The organism is Vreelandella lutescens, assembly GCF_014640815.1.
Classification (GTDB): Bacteria; Pseudomonadota; Gammaproteobacteria; order Pseudomonadales; family Halomonadaceae; genus Vreelandella; species Vreelandella lutescens.
On the sequence record NZ_BMHM01000001.1, the window covers coordinates 132025 to 149186 of the forward strand.

Below are 17162 nucleotides of genomic sequence, written 5' to 3' on the forward strand. Positions count from 1 at the left end.
TCTCCGCTAGAGCCAAGCCCCGAAGGGCATATATAAGCGTATCGTTTGGGTAGCGTGTGCCTACCTAGCAGCGGCACACGCTCATGCTTTCAGGTTTAACGGTTGCGTTAACGAAAGGCAACCATTGTTGGCCTGTTTGTGGGGTTAGGCGTCGCTATTTTCGACTTGAGCGTCGGATTCACGATCAAGCAGATACTGGGTAAGCAGACCCACCGGGCGGCCAGTAGCGCCTTTCTGTTTGCCGGAGTGCCAAGCGGTGCCGGCAATATCAAGGTGCGCCCAGGGGAAGTGGTCGGCAAAGCGCGATAGGAAACACGCGGCGGTAATCGTACCGGCCGGACGCCCACCGATGTTGGCCAAGTCGGCAAAGTTGGAGTCCAGCTGCTCCTGATACTCATCCCATAGCGGCAGGTGCCACGCGCGGTCCCAGGCGGTTTCACCGGCATCCAGTAGATCAAGCGCTAGGTCATCGTCATTGGAGAGCAGACCGGTAGCGTGATGGCCAAGGGCAATAATGGCCGCACCCGTTAAGGTGGCGATATCGACCACGCTGGCCGGCGTAAAGCGCTCTGCGTAGGTGAGGGCGTCGCACAGCACCAGGCGGCCTTCGGCATCGGTGTTGAGCACTTCAACCGTCAGGCCTTTCAGGGTTTTAATGATGTCGCCCGGTTTGGTGGCGGCGCCGTCGGGCATGTTCTCGGCAGCGGCAACAATAAACACGGCGTTGAGCTTGGGTTTGATGGCCAGCACGGCTTTCACCGTACCGAAGACGCTGGCCGCGCCGCCCATATCAAACTTCATTTCATCCATGCCTTCGCCGGGCTTCAGCGAAATGCCGCCGGTATCGAAGGTGATGCCTTTACCTACCAGTACATGGGGCGCTTCTTCAGGGTTCTCTGCCCCCTGGTACTTCATCACGATGAGTCGTGTGGGCTCAACGCTGCCGCGGCCCACTGACAGCAGTGAATGAGCGCCGAGCGCTTCCAGTGCTTCTTCGTCTAAGATTTCAACGTCGAGCGCGCCTTGGGAATCGCGCCCCAATGCTTCTGCCTGTTCGGCTAAATAGCGCGGTGTACACACATTGCCCGGTAGGTTGCCGAGCGTGCGGGTGAAATTGATGCCCTGACCAATGGCGGTGCCAAGGGCGGCACCTTGCTTGGCCAGGGGGGCGTCGCTGGCATCGCTAACGATCAACGTGAGCTTGGCCAAGCTAGGCGCTTTGGCAGGCGATGACTTAAATTGATCAAAACGGTAAATCGCGCGTTCGGCGGCTTCCAGCGTTTTGCGTGCTTTCCAGACTGCATCGCGGCCTTCAAGCGGCACATCGGTAAAGGTGGCGCTGGCTTCATCGATGGGCAGTTTGGTCAGCGCCACCATCGCCGCATCTAGGGCTTTAATAAAGGCCGCTTCCTGGCATTTTGCGCGCTCGCCCAAGCCTACTAACAGGATGCGCTCGGCGCCTAGCCCCGGTGCGAAGGGCACGAGTTGAACGTTGCCCAGGGTGGCATCGAAGTCACCGCGCTCCAGCAGTTGGCCGATTAACCGCTCGCTGGCGTCGTCTAATTTGGCGACAGAGGGCAGTAAGTCGCTACCTTTATAGACAGGGAGAACGAGGCAAGCCGTTTCGGCTTTGGCTGGGTTCGCGGTCTGAACGGAAAATTCCATGACGTCTCCAACAAGACAAGCAACGAGTGATTCGGGATAATGCCCCGTTATTGAGTGTTTGCTACCAGTTTGATTAGTGTACCCAAGCCATGGGCGCATTGCATGGCAACCTGCACCACTAGTCGGAGAGTGCGTTGATTTTATTTCGGTACTTAACTCGCGAAGTGTTACTGACGATGTCTGCCGTGGCGGGCATTCTGCTGCTAGTCATCATGGGCAGCCGTTTTATCCGCTACTTCTCAGATGCCGCTGAGGGTGACTTTCCGGTCACGATTTTAGGCAGCCTGATGGTGTTTCACCTGCCCGGTTTTATGGAGCTGATTCTGCCGCTGTCGTTTTTTCTCGGCATCCTGCTGGCCTATGGGCAGCTCTATATGAACAGTGAAATCACCGTGATGGTGGCCTGCGGCATGAGCCCGACGCGTCTTTTTCGCGTGACGCTACTGCCTGCTTCTGTGGTGGCGGTGCTGGTGGGCCTGTGTAGTCTGTGGTTGACCCCGGCAGGAGCGCTGCAAACCGAAGCCGTGCTCGAAGAGCAGCGAAGCCGTTTAGATGTCTCGGTGCTCGCTCCTGGACGTTTCCAGGATTTTGGCGGTGGGCGCACGGCCTACATTACCGATTTCAGCAGCGACGGCACGGAAATGCAGGAAGTGCTGGTGCACGAGCAGCCCATGGCCGGGGCGGAAAAGACCCATAGCTATATCACGCGGGCGGGGTCTGGGTACCAAGAGACGCGGGTGGATACCGGTAGCCGCTTCTTGGTGTTGGAAAATGGTGAGCGCTACGGCGTGACGCCCGGGCGGCAAGATGCTGAGCGTTTAACGTTTGAGCGCTATACGCTGCGACTGGGGCTTAGCCGGGATCGTCAGGAGCTGAATTCGCTGGAGTACGCGACCACCGCGGATCTGTGGCAAAACCCCGACCCGCGCGCGCAGGCGCAGTTTCAGTGGCGGGCAGGACTACCTCTCATGGTGTTCGTCCTTGCACTCTTGGCGCAGCCACTGTCGCGGGTGAACCCGCGACAAGGACGTTTTGCCAAGCTGCTTCCGGCGGTATTTCTTTATGTCGCCTATTTAAGCCTGCTGCTCGCCGCGGTGGATGCGATTGGCAGCGGCGCGCTTGCCGTAGGATTGGGCGTGTGGCCCGTGCATGGCTTGTTCTTAGGGCTTGGATTGCTGCTGCTGTGGCACTCGCAACGTAAGGGAATGCGCTAATGCTGATCAGAATGGATCAAATGGATCGCTATATTGCTCGTAACGTACTCGCAGCGATTGTAGTGGTGCAGTTTGTACTGCTGGGGCTGGATATCACCATTGCTTATATCGGTGATTTAGGTGACACCCAAGGCGACTATAGCGCACTCGACGTGCTGATCTACCTCGGGATGCGACTCCCCTGGCGCTTTTATCAGTATGCGCCGGTGGCCGTGCTGATTGGCGCGCTGATTGGCCTGGGTAGCATGGCGTCTAGCAATGAGCTAACGGTAATGCGGGCCGCTGGCCGTTCGCTGGCGCGGATTGTGTGGGGCGTAATGAAGCCCGTACTGCTGGTCGTGGTGGTAGTGCTGCTGGTGGCAGAATTCGTCAGCCCACGGACCGAACAGTACGCCGAAGCCTGGCGCTTAGAGCAGCGCCAAGGCGAGGGAGCCATGCTCACCACGCGCAGCGGCTGGCAGTTTGAAGGCGACAGCGTCTATCGTTTTGGTGCCATTCGGGCAGATAACGTCGTGCTGGATTTAACCCGCTATCGTTTCGATGAGCGCCGTTTAATCGAAGCCACCCATGCCAACCGTGCCCATTGGGAAGAGGGCGCTTGGCTGCTGGAGGGCGTGACCACCACGCGCATCTTTGATGATCGTACCGAGTCGGACTACCAGCAAGGTGCGGCTTGGGAAACAGCGCTCACGCCGACCCAACTAGAGCGGCTACTGCGCGATATTGAAAGCCAAGCGCCTAGCGAGCTGTGGGCCTATGCCAACTTTCTACAAAGCCAAAACCTGCAGGCAGACCAGCCGCTGCTCTACTTCTGGCAGAAAGTACTGATGCCACTCACCATGGGGTCGCTGGTGCTGATTGCCGCCTCGTTTGTGTTTGGCCCGCTGCGTTCGGTGGCGGCGGGAACGCGGGTGTTTTATGGCGTGGTGACCGGCTTGGTCTTTAAGTACGTTCAGGATTTGCTAGCGCCTGCCTCTACCATTTTTGGTTTTTCACCCGTGTGGGCTGTCTTAGTGCCAACCCTTGCCTGCGCGGCAGTAGGGATTTACTTCCTGCGTCGTAATGGCTAGTGACGGCGCAGGGGTTAATAAAGAGGAAAGAAGTAGTGACGAACACGCGACGCTTTACCCAGTTAGACGACGTTTGTCCTGCAGGGCTGGCTCGCCGATTAGGTGCCATGTTGTATGACGGTTTCTTAGTCACGGCGATCTGGATTGCCGTGACGGTGGTGCACCTGGCGTTGTTCCGCTTTGTGTTTGGCCAAACAGCGGAAGAGATTGGTACCACTGCCTTTGATATCTGGAGCCTGCGGGTAATGCTGCTGTTTTTCGTTACGCTGTTCTTCGTGTATTCCTGGCGTCGTGGGGGCATGACGCTCGGCATGCAGGCGTGGCGTTTGCGTGTGCAAACACTGGATGGTCATGCGATTACGCTACAGCAGAGCCTGATTCGCTGCGCGACCGCGTGGCTCTCCCTGGCGGCATTCGGTATCGGCTATTGGTGGGTACTCTTTGACGGGCGACGCAGAAGCTGGCCTGATATCGCCTCTAAAACTGAAACCGTGGTATTGCCGAAAAAATAATTTTTTAGCGGGTAATACGAAAATAGCCGCCCAACCAACCGGTTAGCGCACACTGTAGTTGCCTTAAGGCGAATCGATACTAAAGAACAACGTTTTCTACTTGAAAAGATGTATGCGAATCATTTACATTCACCTCATGATTTTTATGAGGTGTCGCCATGTACGTATGTGTGTGCAAGGGAGTAACCGATCATCAGATTCGCCAGCAGGTTAGCGACGGAGCGCGCAGCTGGCGAGAAGTCCGCGAAGCCACCGGCTGCGCTACCCAATGCGGTAAGTGCGCCTGCTTTGCCAAATCGCTCACCCGCGAGGCCGTTCAGGCCGCTCGTGTAGAGTCTGATATGAGTCTCGCTTACGCCGTATGACGCGAATCACTCTTGTTAGGCTTATCGTTAGCAAATAATTGATTTACTTGAGTTTTAATCTCTCTGGCTGATACTCTCAACATCGTTGGGAGTTAGTCTTTTTATGACCTATACTCCTTGATTAACGTGATGGTGCTTTCCATAACAGCGCTTTGTAGAACACTAATGAAAAAACGTTCTGTGCAAGGTATGGTTAAGACGGCACGCAATTACTGTATTCAAAAGCGGTACGCAAAAAAGGTGACGGCATGAAAGGCGATCCGAAGGTACTTCAGCATCTGAATATTGCGCTGGGTAACGAGCTGGTAGCGATTAACCAGTATTTTCTACACTCCAAAATGTACAAAGATTGGGGTCTGAAAACATTAGCGAAGTGGGAATACGACGAGTCCATCGAGGAAATGCAGCACGCTGATAAGTTGATTGAGCGTATTCTGTTCCTGGAAGGTATTCCGAACCTGCAAGATCTCGGCAAGCTCCACATCGGCGAAAACGTTAAAGAGATGCTGGAGTGCGATCTTAAGATTGAGCACGACGGCCGCAACGACTACATCGAAGCCATCACCTACTGTGAGAGCGTCAAGGATTACGTGACGCGCGATCTGCTGCGTGACCTGCTGGCGGATGAGGAAGGCCACATTGATCATATCGAAACGCAGCTCAAACTGATCGAGCAAGTGGGTATCCAGAACTATCTGCAAACGCACATGGCGCTGGCCACTGACGAAGGGTAAAGCGCTGTCTGCTAGGCAGCCGCCGATTAAGGCACCTGCCAATGAAAACGGGCAACCCCTAGGGGCTGCCCGTTTTGCGTTTTAAAGCGAGGGTTTTATTAGCATTTACCGGCTGCTGGTCGCCAGCGTGGCGTCTTGATCCAGCGCGCTAGGTACTGGCTCGTCTACGCTAAAGGTCGTGCGGCTGAGGCGGCGTACGCGCTTCATAAAGAGCGCAATACAGATCAGCGTGCCGAGTGCTGCGACGATGTAGCTGGTTTGCAGCGGCAGGTTAAAGCCAATCGGTGCGTAGGCGAGGTAGGTAAAGGTCGCCATGGTCATAAACACCGCAGGAATCGAAGTGATCAAGTAAGGCTTACGCGATAGCACCAGATACATGGTGCCGGTCCAGAGCGCGATCACGGCGGTAGTTTGGTTGGCCCAGGAGAAGTAGCGCCATAGCAGCGTGAAGTCCATATGCGTTAGCGCGTAGGACGCCACAAACAGCGGCAGTGCAATCAGAATGCGCTTAACGATGGGCTTCTGCCCTACCTTCAAATAGTCGGCAATGATCATACGTGCACTGCGGAACGCCGTATCACCCGAGGTGATGGGCAGCACAATCACGCCCAGTACGGCCAACGTACCGCCCACAGCGCCTAGCATGGTGGTAGACACTTCGCTGACCACGGCGGCCGGGCCACCCGCTGCCAGCACATCAGAAAGCGACTGGTCACCGTAGAAGAGGCTCATGGCGGCGGCTGCCCAAATCATGGCAATCACGCCTTCGGCAATCATCATACCGTAGAAGATTTTGCGTCCGTTGGTCTCGTTTTCAGTGGTACGCGAAATAATCGGTGTTTGGGTGGCGTGGAAGCCAGAAAGCGCGCCGCAGGAGATGGTTAAGAACAGCAGCGGGAAGATCGGGGCGTTATCCGGGTGCATGTTCTGGAACGACAGCTCGGGAATAGGCGCGCCTGTGACGATTAAACCGATACCGATGCCAGCGGCGCTAAACAGCAGCAGCGCACCAAAGTAGGGGTAAATACGCCCAATCACTTTATCGATGGGCAGCAGCGTGGCGATCAGGTAGTAGGCAAAAATCGCCAGGATGATCAGCGTTAGCGAAAGCGAAGTCATGTTGGCCAGCAGTGCTGCCGGTGAAGTGACGAACACCGTACCGACTAACAGCAGCAGCAAAATCGCAAAGCCATTCACCACGTGCTTCATTGTTTTGCCCAGGAATTTACCCGCTAACTGGGGCAGGTGGGCACCGTGGTTACGGATAGAGATCATGCCGGTTAAGTAGTCGTGAACCGCGCCAGCGAAAATACAGCCAATCACGATCCAAACAAACGCCACCGGGCCATATAACGCACCCAGGATAGGGCCAAAAATCGGCCCCACACCGGCAATGTTAAGCAGCTGAATAAGCGAGTTGCGCGTGGAATTCATCGGCACGTAGTCGATGTCGTCGCGCATACTGAACGCCGGTGTTTGACGCTTGCGATCGGCGACAAATACGCGCTCGACAAACTTGCCGTAGGTAAAGTAACCCACGACTAATAGCACTATCGAGAGGATGAACGTAATCATGTAAGGCACTCAACTGGTCAGGGAGGGTGTAATGCGGGCCGCTGTGCCGCGAGCCACGCTTATTTAGCCGGGGTGAATGTACAGAGACGGGCCACTAAGTGCTTTACGACTTTAGTGGCCTGCGACGTTAGTCGCTGATCCGTCAGCAAAAAAATGGGCAGCCCTGAGGCTGCCCAACGCTAAAAACGGCATAAATAGAGAGTTAAGAAGACACGACGCCGCAGGCCATGCGAGCACCGCCGCCACCCAGGTGTGGCTCATCCGCGTAAGTATCGCCCCCAGCGTGAATCATTAGGCTGCGCCCAGGCATGTCTTCCATGCTGAGGCGCGGGGCCAGCACCGGCAGGTTGGCTTCGCCATCGTCATTCACGGTCATGACGGGCAGGTCACCCAAGTGGCCTTCACCGTAGGGGCCTTGGTGGGTGCCGGTTTCTTCAGGGTCGTAGTGGCCGCCTGCTGACAGCGCGGCGGTCATCTCACCGCTGTCGTTCTCAGCGGGCTCGCAGCTGCTATTTTGGTGGACGTGAAAGCCGTAAACACCAGGCTCTAAACCGGTCAGCGATGGAGTCAGTAGAACACCATGCTCGGTATGCTCAATGGCCACCGTGCCGATGGATTCTTCCACACCGTCGGCACTGACCTTATGCATCTCGACATCCAGCGACTCGTTAGCGTGAACCGCCGTGGCCAGCAGCATGCTCGCGGCAATACCGGTAAGGGGTAATGAATAGCGCATCTTGGTTGCTCCTTTCCTTATCCATGGAAGCCCTAAAAAGGGGCGCTATTACAGGGTAGCTGCCCACCGCTTAACCCGCCAACGTGAGCGTTTGGTCGCACACTTTCTCAACCAGTGCTGGGTCGTGGCTGACGAGCATCACCGCACAGGCCTGCTCGCGGGCCAGTTCCACTAGCAGGCTGAGCGTCTGCTGCTGGGTGACAGGGTCGAGCCGCGAGGTAGGCTCATCGGCAAATAGAAAGCGCGGCTTGAGCAGCAGTACGCGCAGAATGGCAAAACGCTGCAGCTCGCCACCTGAGATCTCACCCGGTCGGCGGCTCAACAGAGGCTCGTTGAGGCCCAAACGCTGCATCAAGGGGGCAATCGCGCGCTGCTCGAAGCGGTGGCGGCGCTGCAAATCCTCCAGCAGTTGGGTCAGGCTCCAGTGGGGTGAAAAGGCGGCGGGCGGGTCTTGGTAGAGCTTTTGGCGGCCAAGCCTCGGCATCTCGCGGGAGATGTCAACGCGGCCAGCATTGGGTCGTGTCACGCCGAGTAGAATATCGCCCAGCGTGCTTTTGCCACAGCCGGAGGGGCCGACAACACCGACGATTTCGCCGGGGCGCACGCTGACGGAAAGATCGCGAAACAGCTCGCGCCCGCCACGCTCTATGCGCAGCGCATCCGCACTGATCACCGGTGCCTGGGCGCTGCCCGTGAAAGAGGGCGGGTCCGGCCAGCGGCTAGGCTCCGCCCCTAATAAGCGCTGGGCATACGCCGTTTCTGGATGGTTGAGCAGCACGTTCGCCGGGCCACGTTCAACGACCTGGCCCTGACGCAGGATGATGACTTCGCCCCCTAACCGCCTGGCGACCTCGATATCGTGGGTAATCGTCAGCAGTGCACCGCCTCGGTTGGGCGTGTGGGCAAGCAGTTCGACCACTTCATCCCGGCGCGGGGCATCCAGCCCCTTCGTGGGCTCATCGGCAATCACGATGGGCGCACCTGCCGCACTGGCAGCGGCAAACGCCACCCGCTGGGCCATGCCGCCGGAAAGCTCCCCCGGCAGCTTGTTAAGCGCCTGGGCTAAGCCCAAGCGGCTCAACTCTGCGCTGGCGGCCTCGTTGGCGGCTGGCGCTGTTTTGCCCGCTACAAAACGGTGCGTTTCCGCGACTTGCGCCTGTGCGCGCATGGTGGGGTCGAGCGCATGCCAGGGCTCTTGAGGCAGCAGTGCCAGGGTTCGTCCCCATAGGGAATGGCGGGTAGCGGGTTCTGCTGCCGCAAAGCGCTTTCCGGCGATTTCCAGCGCGCCTTGGGCGCTAAGCCCAGCAGGCAGGGTGCCCATAATGGCTTGAGCAATTAGGCTCTTACCGGAGCCGGTTTCGCCTAGCAGCGTTAGGCGCTGACCGGCTTCCAAGGTAAAGCTGATAGGGGCAATGGTGACGCCGTCCCCACTGATTGCTAAATCACTCGCCTGCAGCAGCGTGGTGGTTAAGGTCATCGATGTCATCGCGGGTCCTTCCCAGCCAGTAGGTTTAAGCTCAGTACCACCACGAACAGAACGATAATCGGCTGTGCCATGGCCCAGGGGGCTTCGTGGTAGTAGGGCAGCAGTTCGATCATCATCAGGCCAAGCTCGGCGGTGGGTGGGCGCAGCCCAACACTCACAAAGCCAAGCGCCGCCATAGCAAGAATGGCGCTGGCTGCGCCAAAGGCTGCCAAGGTAAACACTTGGGGGGCCAGCTCCGGCCACAGATGGCGGCGAAACAGCATCACCGGGCCAAAGCCGAGCAGGCGGCTAGCTTCGATTTGTGGCGAGGTCACCAGCGCCTGGGTGCGGGCACGCACCACGCGGAAATACTCGATCCACAGCACCAGCGAAATGCCCACATAAAGCGCCCAGAAATTGCCGGGCGCAATGGCCACCAGCAGAAGTACTAACAGCAGGCCAGGCAGGGCGAGACAGGCATCCGCGATGCTACCCAGCACACGGTCACACCAGCCGCCTCGCCAACCGGCCATGACACCCAGCAAAACGCCAGGAATGGCAGCGGTGGCGACGCTCAGTAGCGCCATGCCCAGCGAAAGCTGAATGGCTGACGCCAAGCGTGCCAGCATGCTGCGGCCCAGGTGGTCGGTGCCGAAAGGCTCGGCCAGCGAAGGTGCCTGCAATATGCGCGTGAGCTGCTGACGGGCAGGGTCGGCATCGCTTAACCAGGGCACGAGCCAGGCAAAAGCCAGTAGCAGCAGGAGTAAGCCCGCGCCCCACCGCTGACGAACCGTGAGTGAAGTGAAGTAACGGCGCAAGGGTGATGACGCCTTACGCGACGCCGTGGAAGATGATGAGAAAGCAGGCATCATGCGCGGCGTCTCCGTGGGTCGAGTAGGTAGCAGGTAATATCCACCGCTGTATTGAGCAGCACGAACAGCAGCCCCATCACCAGCGCGGTGCCTTGAATCATCGGCACATCCCGAGCCACAATGGCGTGAACCAGGGCGTGGCCGATACCCGGCCAGGCAAACAGGGTTTCCACCACCACCACGCCTTCAATCAGGTAAACGAACTGCACGCCCAGGTACGCCACTACGGGCACCGAGGCGTTGCGCAGGCCGTGGCGCCAAAAGCTTTGCCGTGCGCTGAGGCCTTTGGTGTGAGAAAAGGCGTAGTAGGCGGAGTGGGACACTTCTGCCATGGCGTTACGCGCCACGCGGCTGGAGACGGCGGCTAAACCTAGCGCCAGCGTCAGCGCAGGAAGCACGGTGTGCGCGGTGCCGCCATGGCCTGCGGCGGGTAGCCAGCCCAGCGTGACCGCAAACAGCATGATCAGTAACAGCCCCACAGCAAAAGCGGGCAGGGCGCGCAGCACGCTGGCGGCTACTTCACTCACGCGATCCAGCACGCCACCGGGTTTACGCCCTGCGGCCAGGCCCAGCGGTGGCCCAATCAGCAGCGAGAGCAGCACCGCGATCACGGCCAGGCTGAGCGAGTGGCCTAGCTGGTGGGAAAGCTCCTGGATCACCGGGCGGCCGCTCACCAACGAGCGGCCTAAATCCAGCTGCAGCAAGTCCCACAGCCAGCCTACATACGCGCTCAGCCCCGGCTGGTCGAGCGCCAGCTCTGCTCGCACGGCTTCCGCCGCCGCTCCGTCGACCATGTCGTGACCATAGCGCCCGGCCGCAATGCGGTAGGCCATATCCCCCGGCAGGGTGCGGGTGAGAACGAAGGTCAGCGTGCCGACCAGCCACGCCACTAACCCCGCCTGAAAAAGCCGCGACAGCAGCAGGTGGCTAAGCCCTTGGTTTGCGCGTGAGATCACTCTGCCCACTCCAGTTGGTCAATGCGGTAGCTGCGCTCCAGCGGGTCGATAGAGAAGCCCTCCAACTGCTGGTTCACCGCTGCCGTTTGCTGATACCAGGCGATGGGAATGAGCGGCATTTCTTGATGCAGGCGTTCGGCCACGAGCGGCGCGAGATCTGTAAGGGCCTGCTCATCGGTGGCTTGGCGAAGGGTATCGAGCCACTGAGCAACATCCTCATCGCGCCAGTTCATGGTGCCCCAGTCGCTGCCCATGGCGTCTGGGTCGCTGCCAATATCGTCCAGCAGCGAGCCCAGCGGGTTCGGCACTAAGCCATAGTTGCGGCCCGATAGACCCACTTCCAGGCTGTCGTCGTGGTGGCCAGAGGGGATCTCGCTGGCGTTGGTTACAGCGACTTCCAACGCCACACCAATTTCCTGCCACTGGCTTTGCAGAGCCGTGGCCACCAACGGAAGCTCGGGGCGGTCGGCGTAGGTGCGCAGGGTCAGGGCGAAAGGCTCGCCATCGCGCTCCAGCATACCGTTGCTGCCCGTCTGCCAACCGAGTTCCGCCAGCAGCGCTTTGGCGCCCTCTATATCTTGGGCAGCGGTGGCCTCCAGGCCCAGGTGCCAAGGCCCTAGGCTTGCTGGAAAGAGTTCAGCCGCGGCAGCCTCTGGCGTGCGAAGCAGGCCGGCGGCAATGCCTTGCCGGTCAATCGCCATGCTCAGCGCTTGGCGGGCGCGGGCATCGTCCAGTAACGCGTGCCCTGCGTTGAGCTTCAGCATGATCGTGCGCGGCAGCGGTTCGCTATGCAGCGTTAGGCGGGCATTGCGGGAGAGCCGCGCTTGGCTGGCGGGGTCGAGGGTAAACACGATATCCGCATCGCCGCTCTCCGCCATTAACGCGCGGGTTTCACCACGGCTCACGGCGAGATAGCTGGCGCTGGCAATGGCGGGCGCGCCGCCCCAGTAGTTATCAAACCGCGTCACGGTCAGGCGCTGGGGCGGGCTTAGCTCCTCGACTTGGTAAGGGCCGCTGCCGATCATCGCGACGACATCGCCCTGCGCATCGAACGCAGCTTCCGCGAGAATCAGCGCCGTTGAGTGGGCCAGCAGCGCAGGCAGCGGTGAGAAGGGGCTATCAAGCGCGATCACCACGTCACGTCCATCCGCGCTCATCTGGCGAATGGGCGCGCTGTCGAGAATGCCGGGCTTGGCCAGCGCGGCTTCCAGGCTTGTCAGCACGGCGTTAGCCGTAACCGCGCTGCCGTCATGGAACGTTGCGCCTTCGCGAAGGGTAAAACGCCACGTCAAACCGTCGTCGGAGACCTGCCACTCAGTGGCAAGCCCAGGGGCGAGCTGGCCTTCGGCATCGGTGTCCACCAAGGTTTCCGCTACGCGCATACGGCCAAATACGTAGCCGGAGGTGGCCGGGTCGGCGCTCTTGATTTCCCAAGGGGCGACGATATCCAGCCGTTGATCAGCCGCCCAAAGCGTAGAGGCGGTCGGCAAGGCAAGCAGTAGGGTAACCCCCGCAGCGAAGGCGCGCTTCATAAGGAACTCCTGATGGATTTAAAAAGTTATCTTATAACATAACGATTGTCTTGGGTAGGTTTGTGAATGTCATTCTCATTTACCCAGTGGATGACATTAGCGCGCCAAGTCGCGACAATAGCCCGCGATTCCACATCTCTGTTTTATGCCCCTGTTTCATGTTTCTGTTTCATGTCCAAATGCTCTGCCTATGTATCAAGGAGTTCCATGCAGCCACTTAACATCCTTTATCAGGATGAGCATCTTGTAGCGGTGCATAAGCCGTCCGGCCTGTTAGTGCACCGCTCAGCGCTGGCGCGTGGGGAAACCGAGTTCCTGCTTCAGCGCCTGCGCGACCAGCTCGGCAAACGGGTCTACCCGGTGCACCGGCTGGACCGGCCTACCTCCGGCGTGATCGTGTTTGGCCTCTCCTCCGAGGCCGCCGCCCTGCTGAGCGAGAGCTTTAGCGAACGCCAGGTAGAGAAGCGCTACCTAGCGGTGGTGCGCGGCAAAGCACCGGAGCAGGAGCGGTTGGATTACCCGTTACGGGAGGAGGACGGCACGCGCCCCAAGGCGGAAATGCCCGCCATGCCCGCGATGACCGATATTCGCCGCTTGGATAGCGTAGAGCTGCCGGTACAGGTAGACCGCTATCCCGTCGCGCGCTACTCGCTGGTGGAAGCACGGCCGCTGACCGGGCGACGGCACCAAATTCGCCGCCACTTATCCCGCCGTGGCTACCCGATCATTGGCGACGCCAAGCACGGAAAAAGTGTCCACAACCGCTTTTTTGCCGAGCAGCTGGCCGCCCCGCGGCTGCTGCTTGCCGCGACCTATTTAGCGTTTGATCACCCGCTGCTGGATAAGCGTATTCAGCTCAGCTGCGCCGTGGATGAGACGATGAAAAATCTGTTCGAGCAGTTTGGCTGGCAGGGGCATCTACCCCTAGATAGCGTGCGAACGCCGCCCATTGCCACGCCTTCTGCCCTGCAAGCACTGTGAGCCTGCCCATGTCATTGAATGAATCCACGACTGCTTCTAGCGATTATGACTTCCGCTTTGGCGGTATTCGGCGCCTTTACGGCCAGCGTGCGGCGCAGGCATTTCGCCGTGCCCACGTGGTGGTGGTCGGGGTCGGAGGTGTGGGCAGCTGGACGGTCGAGGCGCTCGCCCGCTCGGGCATCGGCAAACTCACGCTGATTGATCTGGATGACGTGTGTGTCTCTAACGTCAACCGCCAGCTCCATGCGCTGGATGGCACGATTGGCCAGCCCAAAGTAGACGTGCTGGCCGAGCGCTGCCGCCTGATTGCCCCCGAGATCGAGATTGTCGCGGATACCGCCTTCGTCACGCCCACCAACCTGGCTGACCGCATTCCTGAGGATGCCGACCACGTGGTGGATGCCATTGATAGCGTAATTGCCAAGGCCGCGCTAATTGCCTGGTGCAAGCGGCGCAAAATCCCGATTACCGTCACCGGCGCGGCGGGCGGGCAAACCGACCCCACGCGCATTCAAGTGGCGGATTTAACCCGCACCGAGCACGATCCGCTGCTCTCCAAAGTGCGCTCGCGGCTGCGCCGGGACTACGGCTTCTCCCGCAACCCCAAGCGGCGCTTCTCGGTGGAGTGCGTCTACTCCGACGAGCAGCTGGTCTACCCCAGTGCTGACGGCGAAGTGTGCCTGCAAAAGCCCGGCAGCAACGAGGCTACACGGCTCGACTGCGCTTCCGGCTTTGGCGCGGCGACATTTCTCACCGGCACTTTTGGCTTCGTGGCCGCCTCCAAAGTGCTGGAGCGCCTCGCCAAGAAAGCGAATCAGCCCGCCGCCACTCAAGCCATTCAAGAGGAAAACGAATGACCACTCCCGTTCCCGGTATTTACCGCCACTACAAAGGCAGCCTGTACGAAGTGGTGGGCACCGCCCAGCACAGCGAAAGCGAAGAGCCGCTGGTGGTCTACCGCGCGCTCTACGGCGACTACGGCCTCTGGGTGCGCCCGCTAGCGATGTTCACGGAGAGCGTGACGAAAGAGGGGAACACTCAGCCGCGCTTTGCGTTGGAGAAGGCGTTTTAAGGACACACCACCCGGCCAGCGAGTGGTGTGCAAGTCATGCAGGTTAAGGAAGTGCGGCGGAACTGAGCTTTAAATGCAGCAGCTCGGCGGCACTTTTGCCAGCCACTGCGCCCAGCACCACGGCGCTCAGCAGCCCGTTGCCGGAAAGATAGCCACTGTCGTTGGAACCCGACACTCCACGCGCCGCACCACCTGCAGCAAACAGGTTGGGTAGCGCCTGGCCGTGGGTATTGAGCACGCGGGCCTTGCGGTTCACCTCTAAACCGCCCTGGGTATGGAACAGTGCCCCGGTGACGCGAATGGCGTAGTAGGGGGCTTTCAGTAGATTGGCGGGTTCGAAACGGCGGCCAAATGCATCGGCCGTTTGCTGTTGGGCATGTTGCTGCATCTGGGCGATGGTGGCTTGCAGTGCGCCAAGGGGCAGTTTCAGGCCAGTGGCCATCTCTTCCAGGGTTGAGAAGCTGCGTACTGCGCCGCTCTCCTGGGCGTTGCGGTAATCTTCAAACGCCTGGGCGGACTCATGAATGCGGGCATCATAAAGATTCCAGGCCACTTGCTCCGGCTGCGCCAGCACCTTGGCGGCCTGTTCGGAGTAGCCGCCGTGCTCATTGGAAAAGCGCTCGCCCTTGATATTGACCTGAATGCCCCCTTGCATCATGAGCGCCCAGCTAATCAGCGTTTGATGGGGCGTGGCGAGCGAGCCGTGGCCTTGGCAGGCACCTAAGTCTTTGGTGCTCGCGCCCATTTCCTGGCCCCACAGCAAGGCATCGCCCTGGTTGCCCTCGTGGCCGTAATACAGCGCGTGTTTCAGCGTGGGCAGATAGCGCTCGACCAGCTCTGGGTTGCCGCCATAGCCGTTGCAAGCCAGAACCAGCGCATCGCAACCAATGCTTTCGCGGCTGCCGTCTGGGCGCTCTAGGGTGACGCCGCGCACGCGTTGGGTGCTGTCCACGTGTAGATCCACTACCCGGGCCTGGGTCAGAATGTCGGTCCCTGCGGCTTCGGCGGCGTTAAGCAGCGCGCCCATCAGCTCTTCGCCGGTACGCCGGGGCGTGGCGTGCATGCGCAGGTGGCGGTGGCCGGGGTAGAGAAAGCCTTCCACCAGCTCGAAAGGCACACCGTGCCGGTCTGCCAGCCACTCGATGGTGGGGCCGGACTGGCTGGCCAGCAGCTCGACGATGGCCGGGTCTGCCTCAAAGCCATTCTTTTTCTGAATATCTTCCGCCATGGCCTCGGCAGAGTCTGTGACGCCCAGCTCATGCTGAAAGCGCGTATTGGCCGCGGGAATAAACCCTGACGACATCGCCGTGCTGCCACGGGGCAGGGAGTCGCGCTCTAAAACAGCCAGCTCAACGCCCGCTTCCTGGGCGGCTAAGGCCGCGACCAGCCCGCAGGCTCCCGCGCCGATAATCAGCAGCGGCAGGTGGGCATCAAAGCCGTCGTGTGTGTAGGGAATGATCGCCATTACGCCTGCTCCGCTGCTTGGTGGAAGGCATCCAGAATCTCACCCGCCGGAGCCTGCCATACGTCTGGGTGCCCGCTGATATGGGCCAGCACCTCTTCTAAGCAGGCAATCCGGTGAGGCTGGCCGACCAACCAGGGGTGCAGGTTCAAGGCAAACAGTCGCCCGCCCTGCTCGCGGGACTCTTCCAGCAGAAAATCGAAAGCGTCTTTTACCTGAGTTACCCAGGAATCTTCCGAGTGCAGGTTCTGGCTCATCACAAACTGGTCTTCGATCTCGGTGGCCAGCGGCATCATGGTCAAATTGCCTGTCTTGGTTTCACAAGAGTAAGGCAGGTCGTCGTTCACCCAGTCGGCGCAGTACGCGATGCCGTTTTCCGCCAGCAGGTCCAGGGTGTTGAAGCTCTGGTGTTTGGCGGGGCTTAGCCAGCCGCGTACGGGTTGGCCGGTCACTCGCCGCAGGGTGTCCACAGAGCGCTTGACCAGCTCGGCCTCTTCTTCGATGGGCTGGCCGCCGTAGTGCAGGTGATCCATGTTCCAGCCGTGGGCGATAAATTCACCGCCGTGCTCTTTCAAGCGCTGCACCAGATAGGGCGTCTGCTCCGCCAACTGGGCGTTAATCGCAAACGTAGGCGTGATGTTGTGCGCGGCCAGGGCTTTCAGTACGCGATAGATACCCACGCGGTTGCCGTAATCCCGCAGCGAGAAGTGGCGCAAATCTGGATAGGGCATGGTCATGCCGTTGGGCACCTTGAACGGCTCGCCGCGCTGGTTGAGCGGGTAGAACTGCAGCGAGATGTTGATCCACACCGCTAGCGTCTTGCCACCGGGCCAGCTAACGGGGGCGCGTTCACTTAGCATCGACCATTCGTAGCGGTCGTGGTCGTAGCCGTGGCGACGCAAGGGGTAGTCGAGATAGTCGTCGTTGAGCGCCATGTCTTTGGATGCCATA

At 59.7% G+C, this 17162-nt stretch carries 17 protein-coding genes; 8 read left to right on the forward strand and 9 right to left on the reverse strand.

The features are described 5' to 3' along the window. Window positions 1–144: 144 nt before the first annotated feature. Complete coding sequence (locus IEW65_RS00650) at window positions 145–1665, reverse strand: leucyl aminopeptidase (protein WP_188637595.1); 1521 nt, start codon at window positions 1663–1665, stop codon at window positions 145–147. A 134-nt stretch (window positions 1666–1799) separates the two neighbouring features. Between IEW65_RS00650 and lptF the strand changes: the two genes are divergently transcribed. From lptF to bfr, 5 genes are all read left to right on the forward strand, one after another. After that, complete coding sequence (gene lptF, locus IEW65_RS00655; RefSeq protein ID WP_188637596.1) at window positions 1800–2879, forward strand: LPS export ABC transporter permease LptF; 1080 nt, start codon at window positions 1800–1802, stop codon at window positions 2877–2879. Further along, the gene (gene lptG / locus IEW65_RS00660; RefSeq protein WP_422822589.1) at window positions 2879–3949 is read left to right on the forward strand and encodes an LPS export ABC transporter permease LptG; all 1071 of its coding nucleotides are present in this window, start codon (window positions 2879–2881) and stop codon (window positions 3947–3949) included. Before lptF ends, lptG begins: the two co-directional genes overlap by 1 nt. A gap of 35 nt (window positions 3950–3984) precedes the next feature. Then, window positions 3985–4461 carry an RDD family protein gene (locus IEW65_RS00665; protein ID WP_229755441.1) on the forward strand — a complete coding sequence of 159 codons (477 nt, stop codon included), beginning with the start codon at window positions 3985–3987 and terminating at the stop codon, window positions 4459–4461. A gap of 158 nt (window positions 4462–4619) precedes the next feature. After that, on the forward strand, window positions 4620–4826 hold the full coding sequence (locus tag IEW65_RS00670; RefSeq protein WP_188637597.1) for a (2Fe-2S)-binding protein: 207 nt from the start codon (window positions 4620–4622) through the stop codon (window positions 4824–4826). A 248-nt stretch (window positions 4827–5074) separates the two neighbouring features. Continuing rightward, window positions 5075–5560: a bacterioferritin gene (gene bfr / locus IEW65_RS00675; protein ID WP_188637598.1), complete on the forward strand. Its 486-nt coding sequence runs from the start codon at window positions 5075–5077 to the stop codon at window positions 5558–5560. A gap of 105 nt (window positions 5561–5665) precedes the next feature. Here the strand turns inward: bfr and IEW65_RS00680 are convergent, their stop codons facing one another. The 6 genes from IEW65_RS00680 to IEW65_RS00705 form a co-directional block, all read right to left on the reverse strand. Continuing rightward, window positions 5666–7135: a carbon starvation CstA family protein gene (locus IEW65_RS00680; RefSeq protein WP_188637599.1), complete on the reverse strand. Its 1470-nt coding sequence runs from the start codon at window positions 7133–7135 to the stop codon at window positions 5666–5668. A 202-nt stretch (window positions 7136–7337) separates the two neighbouring features. Beyond that, window positions 7338–7871: a superoxide dismutase family protein gene (gene sodC, locus IEW65_RS00685; protein WP_188637600.1), complete on the reverse strand. Its 534-nt coding sequence runs from the start codon at window positions 7869–7871 to the stop codon at window positions 7338–7340. 70 nt (window positions 7872–7941) lie between these two features. Next, window positions 7942–9357: an ABC transporter ATP-binding protein gene (locus IEW65_RS00690; RefSeq protein WP_188637601.1), complete on the reverse strand. Its 1416-nt coding sequence runs from the start codon at window positions 9355–9357 to the stop codon at window positions 7942–7944. Further along, the gene (locus IEW65_RS00695) at window positions 9354–10208 is read right to left on the reverse strand and encodes an ABC transporter permease (protein ID WP_229755442.1); all 855 of its coding nucleotides are present in this window, start codon (window positions 10206–10208) and stop codon (window positions 9354–9356) included. Before IEW65_RS00695 ends, IEW65_RS00690 begins: the two co-directional genes overlap by 4 nt. Then, window positions 10205–11164, reverse strand: coding sequence for an ABC transporter permease (locus tag IEW65_RS00700; protein ID WP_308421438.1), 960 nt, complete (start codon window positions 11162–11164; stop codon window positions 10205–10207). The genes IEW65_RS00695 and IEW65_RS00700 overlap by 4 nt, the downstream gene beginning before the upstream one ends. Beyond that, window positions 11161–12696 carry an ABC transporter substrate-binding protein gene (locus IEW65_RS00705; RefSeq protein WP_188637602.1) on the reverse strand — a complete coding sequence of 512 codons (1536 nt, stop codon included), beginning with the start codon at window positions 12694–12696 and terminating at the stop codon, window positions 11161–11163. The genes IEW65_RS00700 and IEW65_RS00705 overlap by 4 nt, the downstream gene beginning before the upstream one ends. Before the next feature lie 207 nt (window positions 12697–12903). Here IEW65_RS00705 and IEW65_RS00710 point away from each other — a divergent pair, with 207 nt between their 5' ends. The 3 genes from IEW65_RS00710 to IEW65_RS00720 are packed head-to-tail and all read left to right on the forward strand — an operon-like array spanning window position 12904 to window position 14749. Continuing rightward, complete coding sequence (locus tag IEW65_RS00710; RefSeq protein WP_188637603.1) at window positions 12904–13677, forward strand: pseudouridine synthase; 774 nt, start codon at window positions 12904–12906, stop codon at window positions 13675–13677. 8 nt (window positions 13678–13685) lie between these two features. After that, a complete protein-coding gene (tcdA, locus tag IEW65_RS00715) occupies window positions 13686–14534 on the forward strand; it encodes a tRNA cyclic N6-threonylcarbamoyladenosine(37) synthase TcdA (RefSeq protein WP_188637604.1) in 849 nt (282 codons plus the stop codon). Continuing rightward, complete coding sequence (locus IEW65_RS00720) at window positions 14531–14749, forward strand: DUF1653 domain-containing protein (protein WP_188637605.1); 219 nt, start codon at window positions 14531–14533, stop codon at window positions 14747–14749. The genes tcdA and IEW65_RS00720 overlap by 4 nt, the downstream gene beginning before the upstream one ends. 43 nt (window positions 14750–14792) lie before the next feature. On the opposite strand, the gene IEW65_RS00725 is transcribed toward IEW65_RS00720, so the two are convergent. Both IEW65_RS00725 and IEW65_RS00730 read right to left on the reverse strand, forming a co-directional pair. Then, window positions 14793–16214, reverse strand: coding sequence for an FAD-dependent oxidoreductase (locus IEW65_RS00725; protein WP_188637606.1), 1422 nt, complete (start codon window positions 16212–16214; stop codon window positions 14793–14795). Next, window positions 16214–17161 carry a polysaccharide deacetylase family protein gene (locus tag IEW65_RS00730; RefSeq protein WP_229755443.1) on the reverse strand — a complete coding sequence of 316 codons (948 nt, stop codon included), beginning with the start codon at window positions 17159–17161 and terminating at the stop codon, window positions 16214–16216. Before IEW65_RS00730 ends, IEW65_RS00725 begins: the two co-directional genes overlap by 1 nt. Window position 17162 lies beyond the last annotated feature (1 nt).

Bases quoted from the DNA above. Each gene is read 5' to 3' on its own strand.
- IEW65_RS00690 (WP_188637601.1), bottom strand. From the start codon at position 9,357: ATGACATCGATGACCTTAACCACCACGCTGCTGCAGGCGAGTGATTTA.
- IEW65_RS00705 (WP_188637602.1), bottom strand. From the start codon at position 12,696: ATGAAGCGCGCCTTCGCTGCGGGGGTTACCCTACTGCTTGCCTTGCCG.
- IEW65_RS00710 (WP_188637603.1), top strand. From the start codon at position 12,904: ATGCAGCCACTTAACATCCTTTATCAGGATGAGCATCTTGTAGCGGTG.
- IEW65_RS00695 (WP_229755442.1), bottom strand. From the start codon at position 10,208: ATGATGCCTGCTTTCTCATCATCTTCCACGGCGTCGCGTAAGGCGTCA.
- bfr (WP_188637598.1), top strand. From the start codon at position 5,075: ATGAAAGGCGATCCGAAGGTACTTCAGCATCTGAATATTGCGCTGGGT.
- IEW65_RS00680 (WP_188637599.1), bottom strand. From the start codon at position 7,135: ATGATTACGTTCATCCTCTCGATAGTGCTATTAGTCGTGGGTTACTTT.
- IEW65_RS00720 (WP_188637605.1), top strand. From the start codon at position 14,531: ATGACCACTCCCGTTCCCGGTATTTACCGCCACTACAAAGGCAGCCTG.
- lptG (WP_422822589.1), top strand. From the start codon at position 2,879: ATGCTGATCAGAATGGATCAAATGGATCGCTATATTGCTCGTAACGTA.
- tcdA (WP_188637604.1), top strand. From the start codon at position 13,686: ATGTCATTGAATGAATCCACGACTGCTTCTAGCGATTATGACTTCCGC.
- IEW65_RS00670 (WP_188637597.1), top strand. From the start codon at position 4,620: ATGTACGTATGTGTGTGCAAGGGAGTAACCGATCATCAGATTCGCCAG.
- sodC (WP_188637600.1), bottom strand. From the start codon at position 7,871: ATGCGCTATTCATTACCCCTTACCGGTATTGCCGCGAGCATGCTGCTG.
- IEW65_RS00730 (WP_229755443.1), bottom strand. From the start codon at position 17,161: ATGGCATCCAAAGACATGGCGCTCAACGACGACTATCTCGACTACCCC.
- IEW65_RS00650 (WP_188637595.1), bottom strand. From the start codon at position 1,665: ATGGAATTTTCCGTTCAGACCGCGAACCCAGCCAAAGCCGAAACGGCT.
- IEW65_RS00725 (WP_188637606.1), bottom strand. From the start codon at position 16,214: ATGGCGATCATTCCCTACACACACGACGGCTTTGATGCCCACCTGCCG.